At 66.5% G+C, this 20,471-nt stretch carries 20 protein-coding genes; 14 read left to right on the forward strand and 6 right to left on the reverse strand.

All coding sequences use genetic code 11. From position 1 onward, the window contains the following. Positions 1 to 34 precede the first annotated feature (34 nt). The 7 genes from gatC to ABT392_RS18600 all read left to right on the forward strand — a co-directional run bounded on the left by gatC (position 35) and on the right by ABT392_RS18600 (position 7,841). Positions 35 to 334 carry an Asp-tRNA(Asn)/Glu-tRNA(Gln) amidotransferase subunit GatC gene (gene gatC / locus ABT392_RS18570; protein ID WP_334279609.1) on the forward strand — a complete coding sequence of 100 codons (300 nt, stop codon included), beginning with the start codon at positions 35 to 37 and terminating at the stop codon, positions 332 to 334. 22 nt (positions 335 to 356) lie between these two features. Further along, a complete protein-coding gene (gatA, locus tag ABT392_RS18575) occupies positions 357 to 1,856 on the forward strand; it encodes an Asp-tRNA(Asn)/Glu-tRNA(Gln) amidotransferase subunit GatA (protein ID WP_334279610.1) in 1,500 nt (499 codons plus the stop codon). Between the two features lie 89 nt (positions 1,857 to 1,945). Continuing rightward, on the forward strand, positions 1,946 to 3,400 hold the full coding sequence (gatB, locus tag ABT392_RS18580; protein ID WP_395384977.1) for an Asp-tRNA(Asn)/Glu-tRNA(Gln) amidotransferase subunit GatB: 1,455 nt from the start codon (positions 1,946 to 1,948) through the stop codon (positions 3,398 to 3,400). Continuing rightward, positions 3,397 to 4,011, forward strand: coding sequence for an RluA family pseudouridine synthase (locus ABT392_RS18585; RefSeq protein WP_395384976.1), 615 nt, complete (start codon positions 3,397 to 3,399; stop codon positions 4,009 to 4,011). Before gatB ends, ABT392_RS18585 begins: the two co-directional genes overlap by 4 nt. Positions 4,012 to 4,025: 14 nt before the next feature. Continuing rightward, entirely contained in the window at positions 4,026 to 4,760 is a 735-nt protein-coding gene (locus tag ABT392_RS18590; protein ID WP_334279613.1) for an SDR family NAD(P)-dependent oxidoreductase, read from the forward strand. A gap of 65 nt (positions 4,761 to 4,825) precedes the next feature. Next, positions 4,826 to 5,731 (forward strand): Tim44 domain-containing protein, encoded by a 906-nt coding sequence (locus tag ABT392_RS18595; RefSeq protein WP_334279614.1) that lies wholly within the window; start codon positions 4,826 to 4,828, stop codon positions 5,729 to 5,731. 100 nt (positions 5,732 to 5,831) lie between these two features. Beyond that, on the forward strand, positions 5,832 to 7,841 hold the full coding sequence (locus tag ABT392_RS18600; protein WP_395384975.1) for a S9 family peptidase: 2,010 nt from the start codon (positions 5,832 to 5,834) through the stop codon (positions 7,839 to 7,841). A 63-nt stretch (positions 7,842 to 7,904) separates the two neighbouring features. Here ABT392_RS18600 and ABT392_RS18605 read toward each other — a convergent pair whose 3' ends face one another. The 3 genes from ABT392_RS18605 to ABT392_RS18615 all read right to left on the reverse strand — a co-directional run bounded on the left by ABT392_RS18605 (position 7,905) and on the right by ABT392_RS18615 (position 11,593). Beyond that, complete coding sequence (locus ABT392_RS18605) at positions 7,905 to 8,576, reverse strand: hypothetical protein (protein ID WP_334279617.1); 672 nt, start codon at positions 8,574 to 8,576, stop codon at positions 7,905 to 7,907. Beyond that, the gene (gene pyrE / locus ABT392_RS18610; protein WP_395384974.1) at positions 8,576 to 9,250 is read right to left on the reverse strand and encodes an orotate phosphoribosyltransferase; all 675 of its coding nucleotides are present in this window, start codon (positions 9,248 to 9,250) and stop codon (positions 8,576 to 8,578) included. The genes ABT392_RS18605 and pyrE overlap by 1 nt, the downstream gene beginning before the upstream one ends. 108 nt (positions 9,251 to 9,358) lie before the next feature. Then, positions 9,359 to 11,593: a TonB-dependent receptor gene (locus tag ABT392_RS18615; RefSeq protein WP_395384973.1), complete on the reverse strand. Its 2,235-nt coding sequence runs from the start codon at positions 11,591 to 11,593 to the stop codon at positions 9,359 to 9,361. Positions 11,594 to 11,755: 162 nt separating this feature from the next. On the opposite strand from ABT392_RS18615, the gene ABT392_RS18620 reads away from it, so the two are divergent. The 3 genes from ABT392_RS18620 to ABT392_RS18630 all read left to right on the forward strand — a co-directional run bounded on the left by ABT392_RS18620 (position 11,756) and on the right by ABT392_RS18630 (position 15,310). After that, entirely contained in the window at positions 11,756 to 12,544 is a 789-nt protein-coding gene (locus tag ABT392_RS18620) for an exodeoxyribonuclease III (RefSeq protein WP_395384972.1), read from the forward strand. 18 nt (positions 12,545 to 12,562) lie between these two features. Then, on the forward strand, positions 12,563 to 14,041 hold the full coding sequence (locus tag ABT392_RS18625; RefSeq protein WP_395384971.1) for a tetratricopeptide repeat-containing sulfotransferase family protein: 1,479 nt from the start codon (positions 12,563 to 12,565) through the stop codon (positions 14,039 to 14,041). Between the two features lie 114 nt (positions 14,042 to 14,155). Further along, on the forward strand, positions 14,156 to 15,310 hold the full coding sequence (locus ABT392_RS18630; RefSeq protein ID WP_334279622.1) for an NF038122 family metalloprotease: 1,155 nt from the start codon (positions 14,156 to 14,158) through the stop codon (positions 15,308 to 15,310). Between the two features lie 150 nt (positions 15,311 to 15,460). On the opposite strand, the gene ABT392_RS18635 is transcribed toward ABT392_RS18630, so the two are convergent. Together ABT392_RS18635 and ABT392_RS18640 are read right to left on the reverse strand one after the other, a co-directional pair. Continuing rightward, on the reverse strand, positions 15,461 to 16,585 hold the full coding sequence (locus tag ABT392_RS18635) for an HD-GYP domain-containing protein (RefSeq protein ID WP_334279623.1): 1,125 nt from the start codon (positions 16,583 to 16,585) through the stop codon (positions 15,461 to 15,463). A gap of 121 nt (positions 16,586 to 16,706) precedes the next feature. Next, positions 16,707 to 17,387 carry a TetR/AcrR family transcriptional regulator gene (locus tag ABT392_RS18640; protein WP_395384970.1) on the reverse strand — a complete coding sequence of 227 codons (681 nt, stop codon included), beginning with the start codon at positions 17,385 to 17,387 and terminating at the stop codon, positions 16,707 to 16,709. Positions 17,388 to 17,490: 103 nt separating this feature from the next. Here ABT392_RS18640 and ABT392_RS18645 point away from each other — a divergent pair, with 103 nt between their 5' ends. Next, on the forward strand, positions 17,491 to 17,949 hold the full coding sequence (locus ABT392_RS18645) for an ABA4-like family protein (RefSeq protein WP_395384969.1): 459 nt from the start codon (positions 17,491 to 17,493) through the stop codon (positions 17,947 to 17,949). A gap of 12 nt (positions 17,950 to 17,961) precedes the next feature. Then, positions 17,962 to 18,765: a hypothetical protein gene (locus ABT392_RS18650; RefSeq protein ID WP_395384968.1), complete on the forward strand. Its 804-nt coding sequence runs from the start codon at positions 17,962 to 17,964 to the stop codon at positions 18,763 to 18,765. On the opposite strand, the gene ABT392_RS18655 is transcribed toward ABT392_RS18650, so the two are convergent. Further along, on the reverse strand, positions 18,720 to 19,196 hold the full coding sequence (locus tag ABT392_RS18655) for a Cd(II)/Pb(II)-responsive transcriptional regulator (protein WP_395384967.1): 477 nt from the start codon (positions 19,194 to 19,196) through the stop codon (positions 18,720 to 18,722). The two genes, ABT392_RS18650 and ABT392_RS18655, sit on opposite strands and share 46 nt — an antisense overlap. Before the next feature lie 97 nt (positions 19,197 to 19,293). Here ABT392_RS18655 and ABT392_RS18660 point away from each other — a divergent pair, with 97 nt between their 5' ends. Beyond that, positions 19,294 to 19,932 (forward strand): cation efflux transmembrane domain-containing protein, encoded by a 639-nt coding sequence (locus ABT392_RS18660; RefSeq protein ID WP_395384966.1) that lies wholly within the window; start codon positions 19,294 to 19,296, stop codon positions 19,930 to 19,932. A 186-nt stretch (positions 19,933 to 20,118) separates the two neighbouring features. Next, on the forward strand, positions 20,119 to 20,460 hold the full coding sequence (locus ABT392_RS18665) for a LysR substrate-binding domain-containing protein (protein ID WP_464970986.1): 342 nt from the start codon (positions 20,119 to 20,121) through the stop codon (positions 20,458 to 20,460). Positions 20,461 to 20,471 lie beyond the last annotated feature (11 nt).

Raw genomic sequence — 20,471 nt, forward strand, 5'->3', positions numbered from 1 at the left:
GCTCTTCTTTCGCAGGCTTTGGAGCCCCCACCCGATGGCCCTGACATCCGACGACGTGAGCCGCATCGCCCATCTGGCGCGGCTGGAACTTTCCCCGGCCGAAGCGGCCGCGCTGCTCCCGCAGCTCAATGGCTTTTTCTCCATCGTCGAGCAGATGAGCGCGGTGGACACCAGCGGCGTCGAGCCGCTCTACACCCCCCTCTCGGCCGTGCAGGACGTGCACCTGCGCCTGCGCGACGACAAGGTATCGGAGAGTAACCAGCGCGAGCTGAATCAGAGAAGCGCACCGGCGGTCGAGGACGGCCTGTTCCTGGTGCCCAAGGTCATCGAATAACAAGAGCGAGCGGATCTTCTCCATGAAACCATTGCATGAACTGGGCGTGGCCGAGCTGGGTCAGGCCCTGCGCCAGCGCCAGACCTCCAGCCGCGAAGTGACGCAGGCCCTGCTGGCTCGCGTCCAGGCCCACGAATCGCTGGGCGCTTTCCTCCATGTGGACGCCGATGCCGCCCTGGCCCGTGCCGATGCGGCGGACGCCCGCCTCGCGGCCGGTCAAGGTTCACAACCCGGCGGCGCCCTGATCGGCATTCCGCTGGCCCACAAGGACATCTACGTCACGGCCGACATGCCGACGACGGCCGGTTCCAAGATCCTGGCGAACTACCGCAGCCCCTTCGACGCCACCGTCGTGGCCCGGCTGAACGAAGCCGGCACCGTGGCCCTGGGCAAGCTGAACTGCGACGAATTCGCCATGGGCTCGGCCAACGAGAACTCGGCCTATGGCCCGGCGCACAACCCCTGGGATGCCGGCCGCGTGCCCGGCGGCTCCTCCGGCGGCTCTGCCACGGCTGTCGCGGCGCGCCTGGTGCCCGCCAGCACCGGCACCGACACCGGCGGCTCGATCCGCCAGCCAGCCAGCTTCACCGGCATCACCGGCATCAAGCCGACCTACGGCGTGTGCTCACGCTACGGCATGATCGCCTTCGCCTCCAGCCTGGACCAGGCCGGTCCGATGGCCCGTTCGGCCGAAGACTGCTCGCTGCTGCTGTCTGCCATGAGCGGCTTTGACGAGCGCGACGCCACCAGCGTGCAGCAGCCGCCGCAGGATTTCCATGCCCAGATGCTGCAGGCACGCGATGGCGCCACGGCTGCTCAGCCCTTGAAGGGCCTGCGCATCGGCGTCGCTGCTGAATTCTTCCCGCAAGGCTTGTCGGCCGACGTGAACAGCGCCGTTCGCCAAGGCCTGGCGGAGCTGGAAAAGCTCGGCGCCACCCTGGTGGACGTGAGCCTGCCACGCACCGAACTGGCCATTCCCGTGTACTACATCATTGCCCCGGCCGAGGCGAGCTCCAACCTCAGCCGCTTCGACGGCGTGCGCTTCGGCCACCGTGCCGAGAAGTACACCGACCTGCTGGACATGTACAAGAAGACCCGCGCCGAAGGCTTCGGCCCCGAGGTCAAGCGCCGCATCATGATCGGCAGCTATGTGCTCTCGCACGGCTACTACGACGCCTATTACCTGCAGGCCCAGAAGCTGCGCCGCATGATCGCGGACGACTTCCAGCAAGCCTTCGCGCAGTGCGACGTGATTGCCGGCCCGGTGGCGCCGAGCGTGGCCTGGAAGGCGGGCGAGGGCTCGGACGATCCGGTCAAGGCCTACCTCGCCGACATCTTCACCCTGCCCGGCTCGCTGGCTGGCCTGCCCGGCATGAGCGTGCCGGTGGGCTTTGGCGAAGGCGGCATGCCCGTCGGTCTTCAATTGATCGGCAACTACTTCAAGGAAGGCCAGCTCCTGCACACGGCCCACGCCTTGCAGCAGGCCACCGACTGGCACCAGAAGGCACCGGCAGGATTCTGACGTATGTTGACCCCCACGCTCACTTTGTTCGCTGCCCCCCACGGGGGCGCCAGCCTCCTTGAGGCGGCTCGGCGGAGGCTGATCTCGCAATGACGACAAAACCCAAACTCATCCGTGGCTACGAGGTCGTGATCGGCCTCGAGAACCACGTCCAGCTCTCGACCCAGTCGAAGATCTTCAGCGGCAGCTCCACGGCCTTCGGCGCCGAGCCGAACACGCAGGCCTCGCCCGTGGACCTGGCCCTGCCCGGCACGCTTCCGGTGCTGAACCGCGCGGCCGTCGAGCGGGCCATCCGCTTCGGCCTGGCCGTGGGCGCCAAGGTCGCGCCACTGTCGATCTTTGCGCGCAAGAACTACTTCTACCCGGACCTGCCCAAGGGCTACCAGATCAGCCAGTTCGAGATCCCGGTGGTGCAGGGCGGCCAGGTGGAGTTCTTTGTCGGCGATGTGAAGCACAAGGTCAACCTGACCCGTGCCCACCTGGAAGAGGACGCGGGAAAAAGCCTGCACGAGGACTATCACGGCCAGAGCGGCATTGACCTGAACCGCGCCGGCACACCGCTGCTGGAGATCGTCTCCGAACCCGACATGCGCTCGGGCGCCGAGGCCGCCGAATACGCCAAGACCCTGCATGCGCTGGTGATGTGGCTCGGCATCTGCGACGGCAACATGCAGGAAGGCTCATTCCGCTGCGACGTCAACGTCTCGGTGCGCAAGCCCGGCGAGCCCTATGGCACACGCCGCGAGATCAAGAACCTCAACAGCTTCCGCTACCTGCTGCAGGCGGTGGACTACGAGGTGAACTGGCAGATCGACCAGATCGAGGACGGTCTCAAGATCCAGCAGGCCACGGTGCTGTTCAACCCGGACACCGGCGAGACCCGCGCAATGCGCAGCAAGGAAGACTCGGCCGACTACCGCTACTTCCCCGACCCCGATCTGCCGCCGCTGGTGATCGCGCCGGAATGGGTGGAGCGCGTGAAGGGCGAGATGCCCGAGCTGCCCGCCGTGATGGCGGCGCGTTTCCAGTCGGCCGACGGCCTGCCGGAATACGACGCGACCATGATGACGCAGAGCCTGGCGACGGCGCGCTATTACGAGGCCGCCAAGGCCGCGGGTGCCGCGCCCAAGCTGGTGGCCAACTGGGTGATGGGCGAGATCAGCAAGCGACTCAACAGCGAGGGACTGGCCATCGACGCTGCGCCGGTCGGTGCCGAGTTGCTCGCGAAACTGATCGCCCGCATCACCGACGGCACGATCTCGAACAACTCCGCCAAGCAGGTCTTCGATGCGCTGTGGGCCGGCGAAGGCTCGGATGTCGACGCGATCATTGCCGCCAAGGACCTGAAGCAGTCCAACGACACCGGCGAGATCGAACGCATCCTCGACGAAGTCCTGGCCGCCAACCAGAAGTCGGTGGAAGAGTTCCGCTCTGGCAAGGAGAAAGCCTTCAACGCCCTGGTCGGCCAGGCGATGAAGGCGACCAAGGGCAAGGCCAATCCGACCGTCGTCAACGAGCTTCTGAAGAAGAAGTTGGGCGGTTGAAAGAAGCAGGCGAGCTGGTCTGGCTGCATGTCGACGAGACCTGCGTCGTCGTCGACAAACCAGCCGGCCTGCTCTCCGTCCCTGGTCGCGGTGAAGACAAGCAGGACTGCGCCGCCGCGCGCGTGCAGGCCCGCTATCCGGATGCACTGATCGTCCACCGGCTCGATCAGCCCACCTCCGGCCTCCTGCTGTTCGCCCGTGGCGCCGAAATGCAGCGCGCTTTCAGCTACGAATTCATGCAGCGGCGGGTGCACAAGCGCTATGTCGCCGTCGTCGAGGGCTTGCTGCCCCTCGACGGCAACTGGCACGAGATCGAACTGCCGCTGATTGCCGATTGGCCGAACCGACCGAAGCAGAAGATCGACCACGCAGCCGGCAAGCCGGCGCTGACCCGCTGGCGCGCGCTCTCGCACGAGGGGCAGCGAACCCGCGTGGCGCTGGAGCCCGTCACCGGGCGATCGCACCAGTTGCGCGTGCACCTGATGGCTATCGGCCACCCGATAGCGGGCGACGCGCTGTATGGCAATGAATCCGGCGCCGAGCGGCTGCTCCTGCACGCCTGCGAACTGTCGGTGGGCGCACTGACCATCAAAAGCCCGGTGCCGTTCTGAGTACCATGCGCGCAATGAACAGCAAGCAGCACCTCTTCATCGTCACCGGCAGCTCGCGCGGCATGGGCGCCGCCATCGCCCGCCGACTCACCGGCCCGGAGCACCGCGTGATCGGTATTGCCCGCCTGGCAGGGCCCGAGGTGTCCGGTCTGGAGCCCTGGCAGCAGGACCTGTCCCACCCCTTGGAAGCCGCGGAGCGGCTCCAGGACTGGCTGGGAAAGCAGAGCCCGTTTGCCAGCGCGACCCTGATCAACAACGCCGGCGTGATCTCGCGGCCCGGTCCCATCGACCAGGCCTCGCTGGCCGAGCTGTCGAATGCCATCCGTGTCGGGCTGGAGTCGGTGCTGCTGCTGTCTGCCGCCTTCCTGCAGGCCACGCGCGCCTGGGGCGTGCCCTTGAAGATCCTCAACATCAGCTCGGGCCTGGGCCGCCGCGCCATGGCCGGCAGCGCGCCCTATTGCGCCGCCAAGGCCGGCATGGACAACCTCTCGGCCTCGATGGCACTCGACGAAGCAGAACGCGCGAACGGCGCACGCATCGTCTCGTTGGCGCCGGGCGTGATCGACACCGACATGCAGATCCAGCTGCGCACGGCCGACCCGGCGGGCTTCCCCGAGCAGCAGCGTTTTATCGACTTCAAGGCCAGCGGCGCCTTGATGAGCCCCGACGAGGCGGCGGGCAAGGTCATTGCCTATCTGCGCCGCCCTGACTTTGGCAGCCAGCCCATCGCCGACGTGCGCCAGGCTTGAAATCGTCTACCCTCACCCCAATTTCGTACTCTGCCCCGTTCTCGGGGCGACTTCCGGAGATCCAGTTGAACTTTCTGAACAAGCTCGTGCTGAGCGCAATCATCGTGGGCCTGAGCCTCGGCAGCGTTGGCGCTGACGCCAAGCGCATCGGCGGCGGCGGCATGAAGCGCACCGTGCCGCAGCAGACGGCACCGGCTGCCCCGGCCAAACCTGCCCCGACGCAGAACGCGGCAGCGCCCGCCGCGCCGGCTCCTGCTGCAGCGCCCGCCCCGGCTCCCAAGCGCTCGTGGATGGGTCCGCTCGCCGGCCTCGCCGCTGGCCTGGGCCTGGCGGCGCTGGCCAGCCACTTCGGCTTCGGCGCCGCCATGGCCAACATCATGACCATGGTCCTGATCGGCCTGGTCGCCATGCTGGTGATCGGCTTCCTGGTGCGGCGCTTCGGCGCTGCCAAGCAAGCGCAGCAACCCGCCTTCGCCGGTGGCAACGCTGGCGGCAATGGCAGCGGCTATGCACCGGTGCAACGCCTGGATCCGCAGCCCTTCGCGGGCTCTGGCGCAGCAGCGGCGGCAGCACCGGAGGCCGCAGCTGCCGCCACGGCTGCCGTCTCGAGCGAAGACGCCGAGTTCGCCCAACTGGCCAAAAAGGTTTTCATTCGCCTCCAGGCCGCCAATGACAGCGGCGACCAGGCCGACCTGCGCCGCTTCACCACGCCCGAGATGTATGCCTCGATCCAGCAGGAGCTGCTGGACCGCAAGGGGGCCACGCAGCAGACCGAAGTGCTGCAGCTCGACGCGACGGTGATCGACCGCGCCGAAGAGCAGGGCAACCAGGTCGTCAGCGTGCGCTTCTGGGGCCTGGTGCGCGAGCGCAGCGAAGACGCGGCGAGCGGCTTCGATGAAGTCTGGCATCTGGCACGCCCGCTGGACGGCAGCCGCGAATGGGCGATTGCGGGCATCCAGCCCACGAACTGACGATTGAAGCCATGCCCCGCCCTGGGGCATGACCTATGAGGGGCCATGCTGACCGCGGTCAGAATGGCCCCTCGTCATTTCTGCTGTACGGGAGTTCAAGATGCAACGATCACTGTCTTCCCTGCGCCTGGCGGCGCTGCTGCTGGCCTTGGCCGGCGCCGGCCTGGTCCAGGCCCAGGACAAGCCTGCTGCCGCCGTGCTCGCGCCCAATGCCAACCTGGTCGTCCAGGGCATTCCGGCCGTGCCCCAAAGCCTCGCCGATGCCGTCGCCGCCTATGCCGATTTCCGTGGCCATGGCTTTGTCAGCTGGCATCCGACCCAGCGCGAAATGCTGGTCTCGCACCGCAAGGCCGGCGCCAATACCAGCCAGCTCTATCGCCTTGCCAGCCCGATGGGCGAGCTGGAGCAGCTGACCGACTCGCAAGACCCGGTCGGCGGCGCCACCTACGAGCCCAAGCATGGCCGCTACATCGTGTTTGCCCGCGCCACCGGCGGCAATGAAGTGGCACAGCTCTACCGCCTGGACGGCAAGGGCAAGGAGCCGGTGCTGCTGACCGACCCCGACCAGCGCCATGCGCTGAACGGCTGGCTGCACAACAGCAGCCAGTTGCTCTTCACTTCGGTGCCGCTGGACCGCACCGCGCAGGGCGGTTCGCGCGCCCAGGTGATGACGCAGCTGTGGATCATGGACCCCGAGAAACCTGAAGCGAAGCGCAAGCTGACCGAGTTCCCCGGCGGTGGCTGGGGCGTGGGCTCGATCTCCTGGGACGACAAGCAGGTGGCGCTGACCGAGTACGTGTCGGCCGCCGAGTCGCGCATCTGGATCATGGACCTGGCCACCGGCGAGAAGCGCCAGGTCTTGCCGGCCGCCGGCCAGACCGAGCGCGCGAGCTATTCGCCAGCCGGTTTTACGCACGACAACAAGCAGCTGTTCATCACCACGACCAAGTTCAGCGAGTTCCGCGAGTTCGGCCGCATGACGCTGGCAGACGGCAAGCTGGAGCGCCTGGACAGCGGCCTGCCCTGGGACCTGAGCGGCGGCACCATCACCGAGGATGGCAAGACGCTGGCGCTGCAGTTCAATATCGATGGCCGCGACGAGCTGCGCTTCTTCGATGCCAAGAGCTTCAAGCCGCTGCCCGCGCCCAGGCTGCCGGCCGGCTCTGTGGGCAACGCGCGCTATGACAAGCAGCGCAACGAGCTGATGTTCTCGCTGGACAGCGCGCAAGGCCCGGGCCAGATCTTCTCGGTCGACAAGGCCGGCAAGGTTCAGCAATGGACCAAGGCCTACGCGCCACCCAGCATCGACACCGCCAAGTTCGGCGACCAGCAGATCGTGCGCTGGAAGAGCTTCGACGGCCGCCAGATCTCCGGCCTGATCAACCTGCCGCCGGCCGACAAATTCCCGGGCAAGCGCCCCGTGCTGATCAACATCCATGGCGGGCCGGAAGGCCAGTCGACGATGGGCTTCATCGGTCGCAACAACTACTTCGTGCAGGAGATGGGCATCGCCATGATCCAGCCGAACGTGCGCGGCTCGACCGGCTATGGCAAGACCTTCCTGGACCTGGACAACGGCTTCAAGCGCGAGGACTCGGTCAAGGACATCGGCGCGCTGCTGGACTGGATCGCCACGCAGCCCAACCTCGATGCCAGCCGCGTGATGGTGGTGGGCGGCAGCTACGGCGGCTACATGGTGCTGGCCGTGTCGACGAACTATTCGGAGCGCATCGTCGGCGCGATCGACATCGTCGGCATCTCGCACTTCGTCACTTTCCTGAACAACACCGAGAGCTACCGCCGCGACCTGCGTCGCGTCGAGTACGGTGATGAGCGCGACCCGGCGATGAAGGAGTTCCTCGACAAGATCTCGCCGCTGACCAATGCCGCCAAGATCAAGAAGCCGCTGTTCGTCGTCCAGGGCAAGAACGACCCGCGCGTGCCGTACACCGAGGCCGAGCAGATCGTGGCCAAGGTGCGTGAGCAGGGCACGCCGGTCTGGTACCTGCGCGCCGAGAACGAGGGCCATGGCTTCCAGCGCAAGGAAAACCAGGACTACCTGTTCTATTCGATGATCGGCTTCATGCAGCAGAACCTCTTGAAGCGCTGAGCGCAGCGTGCTTCAAGAGAAAAGGCCCGCTTGCAGCGGGCCTTCTTCTTGAGCCCCGCGGTCTCAGTTCGACGCGGCCGAGGCGGAAGGAATGCTGCCAAGCGGCGCGCCGGCCCACAGGCGCTTGAGACGCGCCAATTCCTGGTCGTAGAGCTTGTTGACGCGCACCAGCTCGGCCTTCTGGTTCTCGATCAGGACGCGCTGCGCTTCGGCCGCAGCGTCGTTGGCATCGAGCTGTTGCTTGAGCTTGGGCGGCAGGGGCTTGCCGACGTAGAACTCGGCCTCGTCGGTCAGCGGCTTGCGGTCGGTGGCCAGGTCCTGCAGCCGGCGCTCCGAGGTGCGCATGGCGGTTCTCACGTCGTCCAGCGCGGCGTCGCGGGCGCGCTTGTGTGCAGCCTCGTTGGGAAAGCGCAATTTCAGATTGCGGTCACGCCGCACCGCGTCGGCCTGGGCCGAGCGCTCGACCGCCAGCTTGCGGTCCTGCTCTTCCTTGGCAGCCCGCTCTTCCAGCGAGAGCGTGGGTGGCAGCACACTGCGCAGCGAGCCGTCGGCATTGAGCACGCGCTGCTCGCGGGTCATGCATTCAGCAATCGGGCGGTCGCCGGTCAGCTTGCGGCCGTCTGGCGTGGTGCAGGTGTAGATGGCCTTGCCACCCCCGGCGGGCGCCTGCGCATGGGCGCAGGGCAGCGCAACAGCGAGGGCGACCAGCGGCAGGAGAGCGGGCAAATGGCGCATCAGACCCCGTAGCGTTGGCGGTAGGCCAGCACGGCCGCGGCATGCGACTGCACATCCGGGTTGCTGGTATTGCGGAGATAGTCGAGCAGGTCGGCCAGGCCGGCGATGGCCACCACCGGCAGGTTCAGGTTCTTGGTGACGTATTGCACGGCGCTCCACTCCATGTCGACGCCGTTCTCGGCCGCCTTTTCCTGGCGGTCCAGCGCGATGGTCACGCCGCAGGGCGTGGCACCGGCGGCGGAGATCATGGCGATGGACTCGCGCACCGAGGTGCCGGCCGAGATCACGTCGTCGATGATGAGAACGCGGCCCGCCACCTTGGCGCCGACAAGCGTGCCGCCTTCGCCGTGGTCCTTGGCTTCCTTGCGGTTGTAGGCAAAGGGTTTGTTGTGGCCGAGGCGCGCCAGCTCGATGGACACGGCTGCCGCCAGCGTGATGCCCTTGTAGGCGGGGCCGAAGATCATGTCGAACTGCAGACCCGAGGCCAGCAGCGTCTTCGCATAGAACTCGGCCAGGCGGGCCAGCTTGGCGCCGTCGTCGAACAGGCCGGCATTGAAGAAGTAGGGGCTCAGGCGGCCGGCCTTGGTCTTGAACTCGCCGAAACGCAGCACGCCGGCGTCCACCGCGAAGGCGACAAATTCCTGGGCGAGCGAGGCGGAGGCGGCAGCAGTCATTGCAAGGCGGGCACGAATGGGGTCGGCGCATTGTAGGCAGAAGGCCGGGCCGCAGAAAAAAAGCCCGCCCCGGCGGGGGCGGGCCAATTCAGCGTGCGGAACCCGGGCTCAGAACAGCGCCTTGAACTGCACGCCGTAGCTCCGCGGCTCGTTGATGAAGCCCGTCAGGTTGTTGAAGGCGATCGCTCCGTTGACCACGACCTTGTTCGTGATGTTGCGGCCGAAGGCGGCGACTTCATACTTGCCGTTGTCCCAGTTGTAGCCGACGCGCAGCCCGCCTTCGAGCAGCGGCTTGCCGACGAATTCGACCGATCGCATCAGGAAGAAGTTGATCTTGGAGCGATAGGCCCAGTCGGTATAGACGAAGTACTCGCTGCCGTCCGACATCGGGATGCTGAAGCGGGCGGTCACGTTGGCAATCCACTTGGGCGCGTTGGGCATCGGGTTGTTGTAGAGGCTGTAGCGGCCCTGCGAGTCCGCCGTGCCGATGGGCACGGCACCGCTGCCGGCCCGCACGTCGTACAGGCTGGCATCCTTCAGCTTCGTGTCGTTGTAGCTGGCGCCCAGGGTGAGCATCAGCTGATCGGTGGGCAGCAGGTCCAGGTTCACCTCGAAGCCCTGGCCCGTGGCCTTGCTGGCATTCAGCAGCGTGTTGGTGTTGCTGGTCGAACCCACGGCGGTCAGCTGCTGGTCCTTGACGCGGTACGAGAACGCGCTGGCCGACAGGCGGGCGCGCCGCTCCCAGAAGTCGCTCTTGACACCGAATTCCATGGACAGCACGTTCTCCGGACGGGCCTGACTTTGCGGACCGAAGGCACTGGCCGGATAAATCGAAGCGGCGCGGAAGCCGGTGGCAGCGCGGGCGTACAGATTGGTCTGCTTGTCCAGGGCATATGTGCCTGACAGGTCCCAGTTGACCTTGTTGTCATCGGTCTTTGCACTGGTGCCGGCCGTGGCGTTCACCGCGCCGGCCAGGATCGCGAGCGACTTCTTGTCCTGCGTGTAGCGCAGGCCGGCTCGCAGCTTGAAGTCGGCCGTCACGTCGTAGTTGACCGAGCCGAACACGGCATAGGCCCGGTTGGTCTGGCTCGTCAGGACGCGACCGTCGGGCAGCGGCACGAAGTAGTCGATCTGGTCCATCGTGTAGCGCTCGTCGAACAGGTACACGCCGCCCTGCCAGCGCAGCGGGCCGCGACCGTTGGACTCGAGACGGAACTCCTGGGTCAGCTGGCGGTGGTCCGTCAGCGCATCAGATGTCTCGACCGGGAAAAACACGTCGCCTTCCTTGGCATAGGGCGGCAACTGGAAGTTCGGGCCCAGGTGCACGTTGTAGCCACCGTCCACATCGGCGCGGCTGAACGGCTGGACGGTCTCGATGGCGCTGATCGAATGCAGCGTCACGTCGCCCAGATTGAGCTTGAGCTTGATGCTGCCGCCGGTGGCATGCAGGCGTTGCTCGTTCTTGCCGTCGATATACATCTTGGCGGGATCAAAGCCGTCCACCAGCTCATTCGTGCCGGGCTTGATGATGCTGGCACGGAACATGCGCGGGCTGCCATCGAGCTCGCGGTTGTGGATGTTGAACAGGACGCTGAAATCCTTGCTGGGCGCATAGAGCGCCTGGATGCGCACGGCGCGGTCGTCAAAACCTTCGGTTTCAGGCGTGACGGCATTGGGTACCTGGTTCTTGACCCAGTTGTCGCGGTGCTGAACCTGGGCCGAAATGCGCGCCGCCCAATCGCCCCCCAGGGGCAGATTGAATGCGCCTTCGACGCTGGTGCTGCCATGCGAACCATAAGACGCGCTGAGATAGCCATCCTGCTTCTTGGAGGGCAGGACCGAGTCGAACTTGACCACGCCGGCAGGCGTGTTGCGCCCAAACAGCGTCCCCTGCGGGCCGGCCACCACCTCGACCGCGCGCAGGTCGAAGACCGGGAAGCCCTTCAGGATGGGGTTTTCCTGCACCACGTCGTCGTAGATCAGCGAGACCGGCTGCGACGCATTCAGGCGGAAGTCGGTGTTGCCGTAGCCGCGAATGTAGAAGCGCGGGAAGGCGCGGCCATAGGACGATTCGATGTTCAGGCTGGGCACGCGGCCGGACAGGAAGCGCAGGTCCTCCCCGCCAGAGGCCAGCACTTCCAGCTTCTCGCCGCTGAGCGTCGAGACAGCATTGGGCACGTCCTTGATGTTCTCGACCCGGCGCTCGGCGGTGATCACCACGGTCTCGAGCTGGTTTTTCTCGGCCGGTTTTGCCTCCTGGGCCAGGGCGGCAGAGAGAGGCCAGGCCGTCAGGGCCAGGCCGATGGCCAAGTTCAGTGCTTGAGGCTTGCGGGGATGCTGCATGAGGTACTCCTTGGGGATACAAACGAAACCCGACGAATCTAGCGCTTGCGCTCTGGTCTCGTCACCTCGGAAGGCCGGCTGTTTCAAGCGCTGTGCCGGTCGCGCAACAGGGGCTGGACAGCGCTGCCACAATGCGCGCGCAGCAACGCTTGAGTCGCACCGATGAAACTGATCACCGCCAACCTGAACGGCATCCGCTCTGCCTCGACCAAGGGCTTCTTCGACTGGGCCCCGTCCCAGCGGGCCGACGCCATTGGCGTGCAAGAGGTCAAGGCCCAGGCCGATGTGGTCGACGGCCAGTTCGACAGCATCGGCAAGCTGCAGGGCCACTTCCATTACGCCGAGAAGAAGGGCTACTCGGGTGTGGGCCTGTACACCAGGGACGAGCCCAGCGAGCTGATCATCGGCTTCGGCTCGCCCGAGTTCGACGCCGAAGGGCGCTGGGTCGAGAAGCGCTTCGACAAGCCCGGCCGCAAGCTCAGCCTCATCTCCTGCTACTTCCCCAGCGGCAGCAGCGGCGAGGACCGCCAGCAAGCCAAGTTCCGCTTTCTGGCCCTGATGTACCCGCACCTGATGGCCCTGAAGGCTGAGCGCGAGTTCATCCTCGTCGGCGACATCAACATCGCCCACCAGCAGGCCGACCTGAAGAACTGGCGCAGCAATCAGAAGAACTCCGGCTTCCTGCCCGAGGAGCGCGCCTGGCTGACCCAGCTGTTCGGCGAGGGGGGCCTGGTGGACGTCTATCGCCAGCTGGAGCCCGACACGACGGACGATTGCTACACCTGGTGGAGCAACCGCGGCCAGGCCTACGCGAACAACGTGGGCTGGCGGCTGGACTACCACTTCGCCACGCCCGCGCTCGCCGCCCTTGCCAAGCGCTGCGCGATCTACAAGGAGCAGAAGTTCAGCGACCATGCGCCGCTGACGATCGATTACGACTTCAAGCTCTGAACAGCAAAAAAGAACTGAATGGCAACCTCCCCCTGGACGCCCCTGCTGGAAGAGCTCAAGCGCGCGCTCGCGGCTCATGATCGCGCTTCGACCAACGCTGCCGTACAGAAGCTGCTGGACCAGCGCGCGCCGCTCGGCCAGCAGTGGCGCTCGGTCTGCGAGCTGATGCGCATCAGCGGCGAGTACACGCTGGCCCATCGCGCCATGGACAGCTTTATCGCAGCCGTCGGCAGCTCGCCGCAGGCGCTCTATTCCAAGGTGGTGCTGTTGACCCAGACCGGGCGCATGCGCGAGGCCTACGACTGCATCGCCAAGCTTCCGGCCGACGTGCCCGACCGCGCAGGCCATGCCTATGTGCTGGGCAATGTCGCAATGACCTTGGGCCGCGTCGAAGAGGCGCGAGAACGGCTCGAGACTGCCGTCAAGTACCGCCCGGGTTGGGGCCCCGCATGGCTGACGCTGGTTTCCGCGGTCAACCTTGCCAATGATCCGCTGGGCGAGCAGTTGCTGGCCGACGGACCAGCGGCTGAGAAGCAGGGTCCGGCCGACCTGGCCCGCTATTTCTATGCCTTGGGCAAGCTGCATGTCGACCGCAAGGACCCGGACGCGGCCTTCGCCGCCTACGACCGCGGTGCCAAGCTCCTGAAACAGGAGACGCCCTACAGCCGCACCGGCAACAAGAACATTGCCACGTCGGCAATGAGCGGCTATCCCGACGGCATGATCGAAAGGTTCAATGCCCGGAAGCAGCGCGACACCAGCCGACCGATCTTCGTCACCGGCCTGCCGCGCTCGGGCACAACGCTGATCGAGCACATCCTGGCCAGCCACAGCGAGGTGGCCGACGGCGCCGAGCTGAACATCGTTCAGCATCTGGCGGTACAGGCGGGCGGCGTTTCCGGTGAAGCGCTGGAGAGCTACTTTGCCAAGGGTGGCTCGCCCGATGCACTGGCCCAGCTCTATCTGCATCTGCTGGAGGAACGCTTTGGCCCGAACGGACGCATCGTCGACAAGACCATCGACGCCGGCCGATTCTTCGGCCTGGTAGCCACGGCGCTGCCGGATGCGCCGCTGATCTGGATGCGCCGCGACCCGCTGGACAGCGCCTGGTCCTGCCTGCGCACCTTCTTCATCCATGGCGTCGGCTGGAGCTACGACCTGGCCGACATCGCCCACCATTTCCAGATCGAGGATGCCTTGCTGGCCTTCTGGAAGGCCCGCCTGGGCGAGCGCCTGCTGGTGGTGCCCTATGCAGAGTTCGTCGAAGCGCCGGAAACCTGGACCCGGACCTTGCTTGCACATTGCGGGCTGGAGGAAGAGTCGGCCGTACACCGCTCGCACACGACGGATCGGGTGGTGCTGACAGCCAGCGCCTTGCAGGTGCGCAAGCCCATCAACCGTGATGGCCTGAACGTCGCGGCGCCCTATAGAAGGCACCTGCAACCCTTTGTCGATCTCTACTATGGCGAGGGTCAGGTCGTGCCTGGCACCCGCTAGAAAGCGGTAAATCCCTATCCTGGTTTTCCTGCCCCGCGAACACGGGGGAGCATGCGCACCGCACAAATGTGCGCGCTGCTAATCTGTCCTCCTGCCCAAACCAGGATGAACGTCATGCGTCTGAAAGCCATCAAATCCGCCCTCGCCACCGCTGCGGCGCTCACCGCCACCTGCGCCAGCGCCACCACGATCAACTTGGTCGACCTGGGCGGCGTGACCGGCTCGGTCGCCGAGAAGGACTTCAAGCTCGCGGCCCAGTTCTGGGGCAACATGTTCACCAACTCCGCGACGATCAACCTGGGCGTGAAGTTCGGTACGTTGGGTGCCGGCATCATCGGTTCGACCGGCAGCACCCGCCAGGACCTCAGCGTTGCCACCTGGGAGTCGCTGGTCAACGCGACCAAGAGCAGCTCCTACATCGACCAGAATGCCATCCTGCCGACCCTCACGACCGGCGGTGTCAGCGGCATCACCCAGGGCACGGTCAGTGCAGCCAACCAGAACAACAGCGCCTTGACCTCGCAGTTGCTGGACGGCACCCAAACAGCTTCGCGGGTGCTGTATGCCAACACCTCGCTGATCAAGGCGCTCGGCGGTTCGGTGGCGGACCCAACCGCCCTTGACGGTTCGGTGACCTTCAGCAGCGCCTTCGCCTTCGACTACGACCCGTATGACGGCATCACCGCCGGCACCATGGACTTCCTGGGCGTGGCGATCCATGAAATCGGCCATGCACTCGGCTTTGTTTCCGGTGTCGACCTCTTTGACGTCTACAGCTATGGAGCTGGCCCTGGCCGCGGCTTGCTGGGCTACGACCTGAACGACACGTCGATCTTCAGCGCGTTGGACATGTTCCGCTACAGCGCTCCCGGCACGCTGGACTTCCACACCGGCGGCACCAAGTACTTCTCGATCGACGGCGGCGCCACAGCCCTGTTCGGCAACACCATGTCCACCGGCCGGTACAACGGCGACGGCAAGCAAGCTTCGCACTTCAAGGACACGGTCGGCTGCACCGGCCAGCTGGGCATCATGGACCCGACCTTCTGCTACGGCCAGATGGGCGAAGTGACGGGCCTGGATATGGCAGCCTTCGACGCCATGGGCTGGAACCTCAGCGTCAACGCGATGACCATGGGCACCCTGAGAACCGCCGACATCTACGTGCCCGAACCCGCCACCTACGCACTGATGTTCGCGGCCCTTGGCATGATGGGCGCCGTCACCCGCAAGCGCAAATCAGCGCAGGGCAGCAGCGACAAGGCCTGAGGCCTGCCGCGCCGGCACCGCTCGGCGCAGCTCTGCTGACAGCCTCGAAAGGCCCGCATCGCGCGGGCCTTTTCCATTGTGGCTTGGCCTGGCTTCGGCTCCGGCAGCAGCCGCCTGGAAGTGCCGCGCCCGCTGCGTTGACCGCCGGCTTCAGCCCGCGCCAATGAGGCTGGCGATCTTCTCGTCGGTCAGCCGCATCGGCAGTGCCTGCAGCGGCAGGAGCGCGGCCACCGCATAGGCATCGCGGGCGCAGTCGCGCAGGAGCGGGCTCATGCGCGGCTCGCCCATCGCATCGGTCAGCGTGGCCACCTGGGGGCAATGTGCCTTGTCGCCATTGCGCACCACGAGGCCGATCTCGCCCGACGCCAGGCGCACGATGCTGCCGGGCGGAAAGATGCCGAATGACTTGATCAAGGCTGCCGCCAAGGGGCTGGCAGCAGCCATCTGGTGCAGCTCGCGGCCGGCCTGCATGGCACTCATGGCCGGCCGGTTGGCACGGCTGCTCAGGCGAGCGGTGTAGATATCGGCATAGCGCAAGAGCTCGGCCAGCGGTTCGACCTCCCTGAGCTTGTGCGGATAGCCCGAACCATCGGGCAGCTCATGGTGCTGCCGGATGGCGACCAGCCAATCCTGGTCATCGATGCCGGCCTCGGCCAGCATCTCGGCACTGCGCAGCGGATGCTCGTTGATCGCCTCGCGCTGCATTGCGGTCAGCGGCGAGACCTGCGTGGCCAGCTTGGCCTGCAGGTCGAGCATGCCGACGTTCATCGTCAGGGCGGCCTGGAAGGCGCGGCGCTGCTCGGTCGGGCTCCAGCCCAGCAGCCGCGCTGCGGCATGGCAGGCGGTGGCCGCCTGGATGGAGTGGCGCACGCCGTAGTGGCCTTCGCTCTGGCGCACGATCTGCGACAAGGCCACCTCGGGCGAAGCGTCGATCAGTGAAAGCAGGAGGTCGGTGCTGCCATGGACCGCAGCCGCCATCTGCGCAGGTGCGGCGCCCAGGGCCAGGCGCACATCATGGCCGACCCGCTCCCACTCGGCAGGCAAGCGGGCCAGGCGCTGTTCGGGGTCCAGACGGCGGGTTGGCTGGATGGCTGCGGCGAGCTCCTCCACCTCGACCACGGCGCCTCTCTTGAGCAGGGCCTCGAGCTGTTCATCGTCGGCGATGACCTGGCCACGGGCCAGCAGCAGCAAGCGGCCGGCATCGCGCACGCTGAATGCCAGCGGCTGACCGAGCACGATGCGTTCCCTGACGGAGATGAGTGAGCAGACGCGCATTGACAGCGTTAATGCGGCACGGCTGCCGGCAGATTGCGACCGGGCGGACTCTAACCGCAGCATTCGCGCGCCACTCGGCAATGAGCGCCGCATCCCTCTTTTGGCGGGCGCTATGCGCGCACTATTTCGCGGGCGAAGGCTTGCGGCGGGGCGCGGGGCGCAGCGCCTGGAGCTGCAACTCCAGCATGCCGGCCAGTGTCGCCCTCAGGCTGGCTGCCCGTTCGCTGGCCGGCAGCAGGTCGTCGAACTGCCCGGCCAGCGCCAAATGGGCAAAGCCATGCACGACCGACCAAACCATCAGCAAGGCCTGGAACTGCTGCGGCGACAGGTTGGCGCCCGCGGGCAGGCCATACAGACGACGCATGCCATCCTCCAGCACGCCGAAGGCTGCCCGGCCGCTGCGCTCCAGGGCTTCGTCCTTGTAGCCTTCGCAGCGGAACATCAGCCCGAAGCGGCCGGGATGCTGGAGCGCGAAATCCACATAGCCCAGGCCCTGCTCGCGCAGCTGCGCCACCGGGTCCGGGCCACCGCGCTGGTCGCCCGCCTTCAGTGCCACGCTCAGGCCATCGAAGGCCAGGGTCGCCACGGCGACCAGCAGCCCCTGTGCATCGCCGAAATGATGGGCCGGCGCCGCCGGCGACACGCCCGAGCGGCGCGCCACCTCGCGCAGCGAGAAGCCCTCGAGCCCACGCTCGGCCAGCACGGTCTCGGCGGCGGCGATCAGCGCCTCGCGCAAGGCACCGTGGTGATAGGCGTCGCGCGGCGCCTGCGTGGCCTGGCGAGAGGGTTCGGGCTTGCTCATGGAAGGGCACTCGACTTTTGAAACTTGACAGCGTTCAGATCATAGGCGAAGATTTATCTGAACATTGTTTAGATCTCGATCCACAACACCCGAGGAACTCGGCATGCCCCCACTTCCGATCACTCCCGACGCGCTGTTCTCCGCCGGCAGCGCCCTGGCCATGTCCGGCTGGCTGGCCCTGGCGCTGTCGCCCGCGGGCAGGTCTTGGGCGCCTGCCGTGCGCCGCTATGCCGGGCGCGTCGTGCCGCTGCTGCTGGCGGTGGCCTATGTAGCGCTGTTCGCCAGCAATGGCATGGGCGATGGCGGCTACGACTCGGTGGCCGCAGTGCAGCGCCTGCTCGCCCAGCCCGCCTTGCTGGTGGCCGGTTGGCTGCATTACCTGGCTTTCGACCTGTTTGTCGGCAGCTGGATCGCCGAGCATGCGGGCGCCTTGGGCCTGCCGCACTGGCTGGTGCTGCCCTTGCTGGCGCTGACCTTCCTGTTCGGCCCGGCCGGGCTGCTGGCATTCGCCCTGTTGCGCAAGTTCTGGCGTCAGCGCCCGGCACAGGCGATGGCTCTTTGAGGAACAAGGCACATGAACCACAAGCTCAATCCATCGATCATGCAAGCGGCTCGCCTGGCGGAGTCCTCGGCCATCTCGAGCCTCTGGCAGGAGTTGCTGCACCGCGAGCGACGCCTGGCCCTCTTCGGTGCGCTGCTGCTCGCCCTCATCCTGCCGATGGCCATCGCCTGGGGCCTGGACGATCGCATGCTGCGCGGCGCCAACATCTGGATCAAACCGATCAAGTTCGCCCTCTCGATTGCCCTGCTGGCCTTCACCACCGCCTGGTTCGTCGGTCATCTGCCAGCGGCACGCCGCCAGGGCCAGGCGGTGCGCCGCATCGTCTGGCTGCTGATCGCCAGCGGCGGCTTCGAGTTCGTCTACATCACCCTGCAGGCGGCGCTGGGGCAGGCCTCGCACTACAACGTTGGCGACCTCTGGCACGGCGTGATGTACACACTGATGGGCCTGGGCGCGCTCTTGCTGACAGCCACCCAGCCGATGCTGGCCTGGCAGCTCTGGCACCACCCGGACCCGCAGCAGGCGCCAGTGCATCGACTGGCCATGCTGCTCGGCCTGCTGCTGACCTTTGTGTTCGGCGCCGGTGTGGGCATCCTGCTTGGCAATCAGCAACCGCCGAGCGGCGGCGCAAGCCTGCCACTGCTGGGCTGGGCCCTGGGCGGCGGCGACTTGCGACCGGCGCACTTCCTGGGCATCCATGCCGAGCAATTGCTGCCGCTGGCAGCCCTGGCCCTGCCCAGGCGCGGCTGGCTGATCGGCTTCACGGCGATCTACAGCCTGGCCTTTCTAGCCTTGCTGATCCGGGGGCTCGCCTGAAGCGGCGGTTCATGGCAAGCGCAAGCTTCGCCATGCGCGGCAGCGACCAGCTCTTCCAGCACGCCACAGCCATGGTGGGCATGGTCTGAATCGCAGCGGGCCTTCAAGGCGGCCAGCTGCCTTTCAAGCGCCTTCATGCTGGCCAGGCGGGCGCGCACCTTGGCCAACTGCGCATCGACGAGGCCGTCCACGGCCGCCAGCGTCTGTGCGGCACCGTCATCGAGTGCGGCCAGTAGCAGCCCAACGTCGGCCAGGCTCATGTCCAGGGCCCGGCAGTGCCTGATGAAGGCCAGGCGCTCGAGTTGCGGCTGGCCATAGTCGCGGTAGCCATTGGCTTCGCGCGCCGGCGCCTGCAGCAGGCCGCTCTTCTCGTAGAAGCGTATGGTTTCAATGTCGACGCCGGTGGCCTGGCTCAGTTCGCCTATGCGCATGGATGCACTCCTGCAGGGTCTGGTCAGTATCGCTTGACTCTGGAGTTGCTACAGGCTTTCCAATGCCGACATTCGCAACAAAGCAAAGCCAGGAACCATGAGCGACGCCTGCTCCCACGATCACGACCATGGTCATGATCACGCCCACCTCTCAGCCGCCGACTCGCCGCGCTACCGGCGCGTGCTCTGGGCGGCCTTGGTAATCAACCTGGCGATGTTCTTGGTCGAGCTGCTGGGCGGATGGAGTTCGCGCTCGGTCTCGCTGCTGGCCGACTCGGTGGACTTCTTTGGCGACGCGGCCAACTACGGCATCGCACTGGCGGTGATGGGCTTGTCCCTGCGTTGGCGCGCCGGCTCGGCGCTGATCAAGGGGCTCAGCATGGGTGCATTCGGCCTCTTCGTGCTGGGCCGAGCGGCCTGGTCGTTCTGGCAGGGTGACGTGCCGGAGCCCCTCACCATGGGTGTGATCGGCACGCTGGCGCTGATGGCCAACCTCGCCGTGGCCTGGATGCTCTACGCCTGGCGCGAGGGCGACGCCAACATGCGCTCGGTATGGCTGTGCACGCGCAACGACGCCATCGGCAACTTGGTCGTGATGGCTGCGGCGCTGGGCGTGTTCGGCACTGACAGCGCCTGGCCCGACCTGGCGGTGGCTGGCGTGATGGCGCTGCTGGCCCTCAGCGCGGCGCGTTCGGTGATTGGCCAGGCGCGCGCTGAGCTGGACAAGGCCTGGTAAGGGCCGGCGCTCAACTTTCAGGACGGTGGAGGCGCCATTCCTGCGTCCGACCGCCATGGCCATGGGCGGCGGCGCGCACATCGTTCACGTGGACATGGCTCTCGGTGGCAAGGGCATGGTCGGTGTCGGCCCTTCAGGCGGCGCTGTTCGGCACCGGGGCAGGGCCTGCGCGACGCTGCAGCGGAGCTGGCCAATCACCGCCTGATCGACAACACCGCCAGTCCCATCCTCAACCAATGGCAGCTCGGCAGCGGCCGAGAAGCCAGCGAGCTGAGCGTGCGCGGCCACACGCGCGCAGACAACAGTGGCGTGGTGCTCTCACTAGTGCAACACGGCGCAGGCATCGGTCGCCTCATCGGCATCGTGGCGGATCCGCTGGCAGCGGCGGGCGCATTGGTGCGGGTGCTGCCCGAGTTGGCCGCCCAGGCAGCGATGCCGGTCTATGCGGTGATGCTGCAGGAGCGTCACCGCCTGCCCGAGCTGCGCGCCTGCATCGAGCACTGGGCCGAGTGGGTGGCACGCGTCTGAGCAGCTGACAC

The organism is Paucibacter sp. JuS9 (assembly GCF_044043925.2).
In the GTDB taxonomy this organism is placed as follows: Bacteria; Pseudomonadota; Gammaproteobacteria; order Burkholderiales; family Burkholderiaceae_C; genus JAUASW01.

Bases quoted from the DNA above. Each gene is read 5' to 3' on its own strand.
- gatC (WP_334279609.1), top strand. From the start codon at position 35: ATGGCCCTGACATCCGACGACGTGAGCCGCATCGCCCATCTGGCGCGG.
- gatA (WP_334279610.1), top strand. From the start codon at position 357: ATGAAACCATTGCATGAACTGGGCGTGGCCGAGCTGGGTCAGGCCCTG.
- gatB (WP_395384977.1), top strand. From the start codon at position 1,946: ATGACGACAAAACCCAAACTCATCCGTGGCTACGAGGTCGTGATCGGC.
- ABT392_RS18590 (WP_334279613.1), top strand. From the start codon at position 4,026: ATGAACAGCAAGCAGCACCTCTTCATCGTCACCGGCAGCTCGCGCGGC.
- ABT392_RS18600 (WP_395384975.1), top strand. From the start codon at position 5,832: ATGCAACGATCACTGTCTTCCCTGCGCCTGGCGGCGCTGCTGCTGGCC.
- ABT392_RS18605 (WP_334279617.1), bottom strand. From the start codon at position 8,576: ATGCGCCATTTGCCCGCTCTCCTGCCGCTGGTCGCCCTCGCTGTTGCG.
- pyrE (WP_395384974.1), bottom strand. From the start codon at position 9,250: ATGACTGCTGCCGCCTCCGCCTCGCTCGCCCAGGAATTTGTCGCCTTC.
- ABT392_RS18615 (WP_395384973.1), bottom strand. From the start codon at position 11,593: ATGCAGCATCCCCGCAAGCCTCAAGCACTGAACTTGGCCATCGGCCTG.
- ABT392_RS18620 (WP_395384972.1), top strand. From the start codon at position 11,756: ATGAAACTGATCACCGCCAACCTGAACGGCATCCGCTCTGCCTCGACC.
- ABT392_RS18625 (WP_395384971.1), top strand. From the start codon at position 12,563: ATGGCAACCTCCCCCTGGACGCCCCTGCTGGAAGAGCTCAAGCGCGCG.
- ABT392_RS18630 (WP_334279622.1), top strand. From the start codon at position 14,156: ATGCGTCTGAAAGCCATCAAATCCGCCCTCGCCACCGCTGCGGCGCTC.
- ABT392_RS18635 (WP_334279623.1), bottom strand. From the start codon at position 16,585: ATGCGCGTCTGCTCACTCATCTCCGTCAGGGAACGCATCGTGCTCGGT.
- ABT392_RS18640 (WP_395384970.1), bottom strand. From the start codon at position 17,387: ATGAGCAAGCCCGAACCCTCTCGCCAGGCCACGCAGGCGCCGCGCGAC.
- ABT392_RS18645 (WP_395384969.1), top strand. From the start codon at position 17,491: ATGCCCCCACTTCCGATCACTCCCGACGCGCTGTTCTCCGCCGGCAGC.
- ABT392_RS18650 (WP_395384968.1), top strand. From the start codon at position 17,962: ATGAACCACAAGCTCAATCCATCGATCATGCAAGCGGCTCGCCTGGCG.
- ABT392_RS18655 (WP_395384967.1), bottom strand. From the start codon at position 19,196: ATGCGCATAGGCGAACTGAGCCAGGCCACCGGCGTCGACATTGAAACC.
- ABT392_RS18660 (WP_395384966.1), top strand. From the start codon at position 19,294: ATGAGCGACGCCTGCTCCCACGATCACGACCATGGTCATGATCACGCC.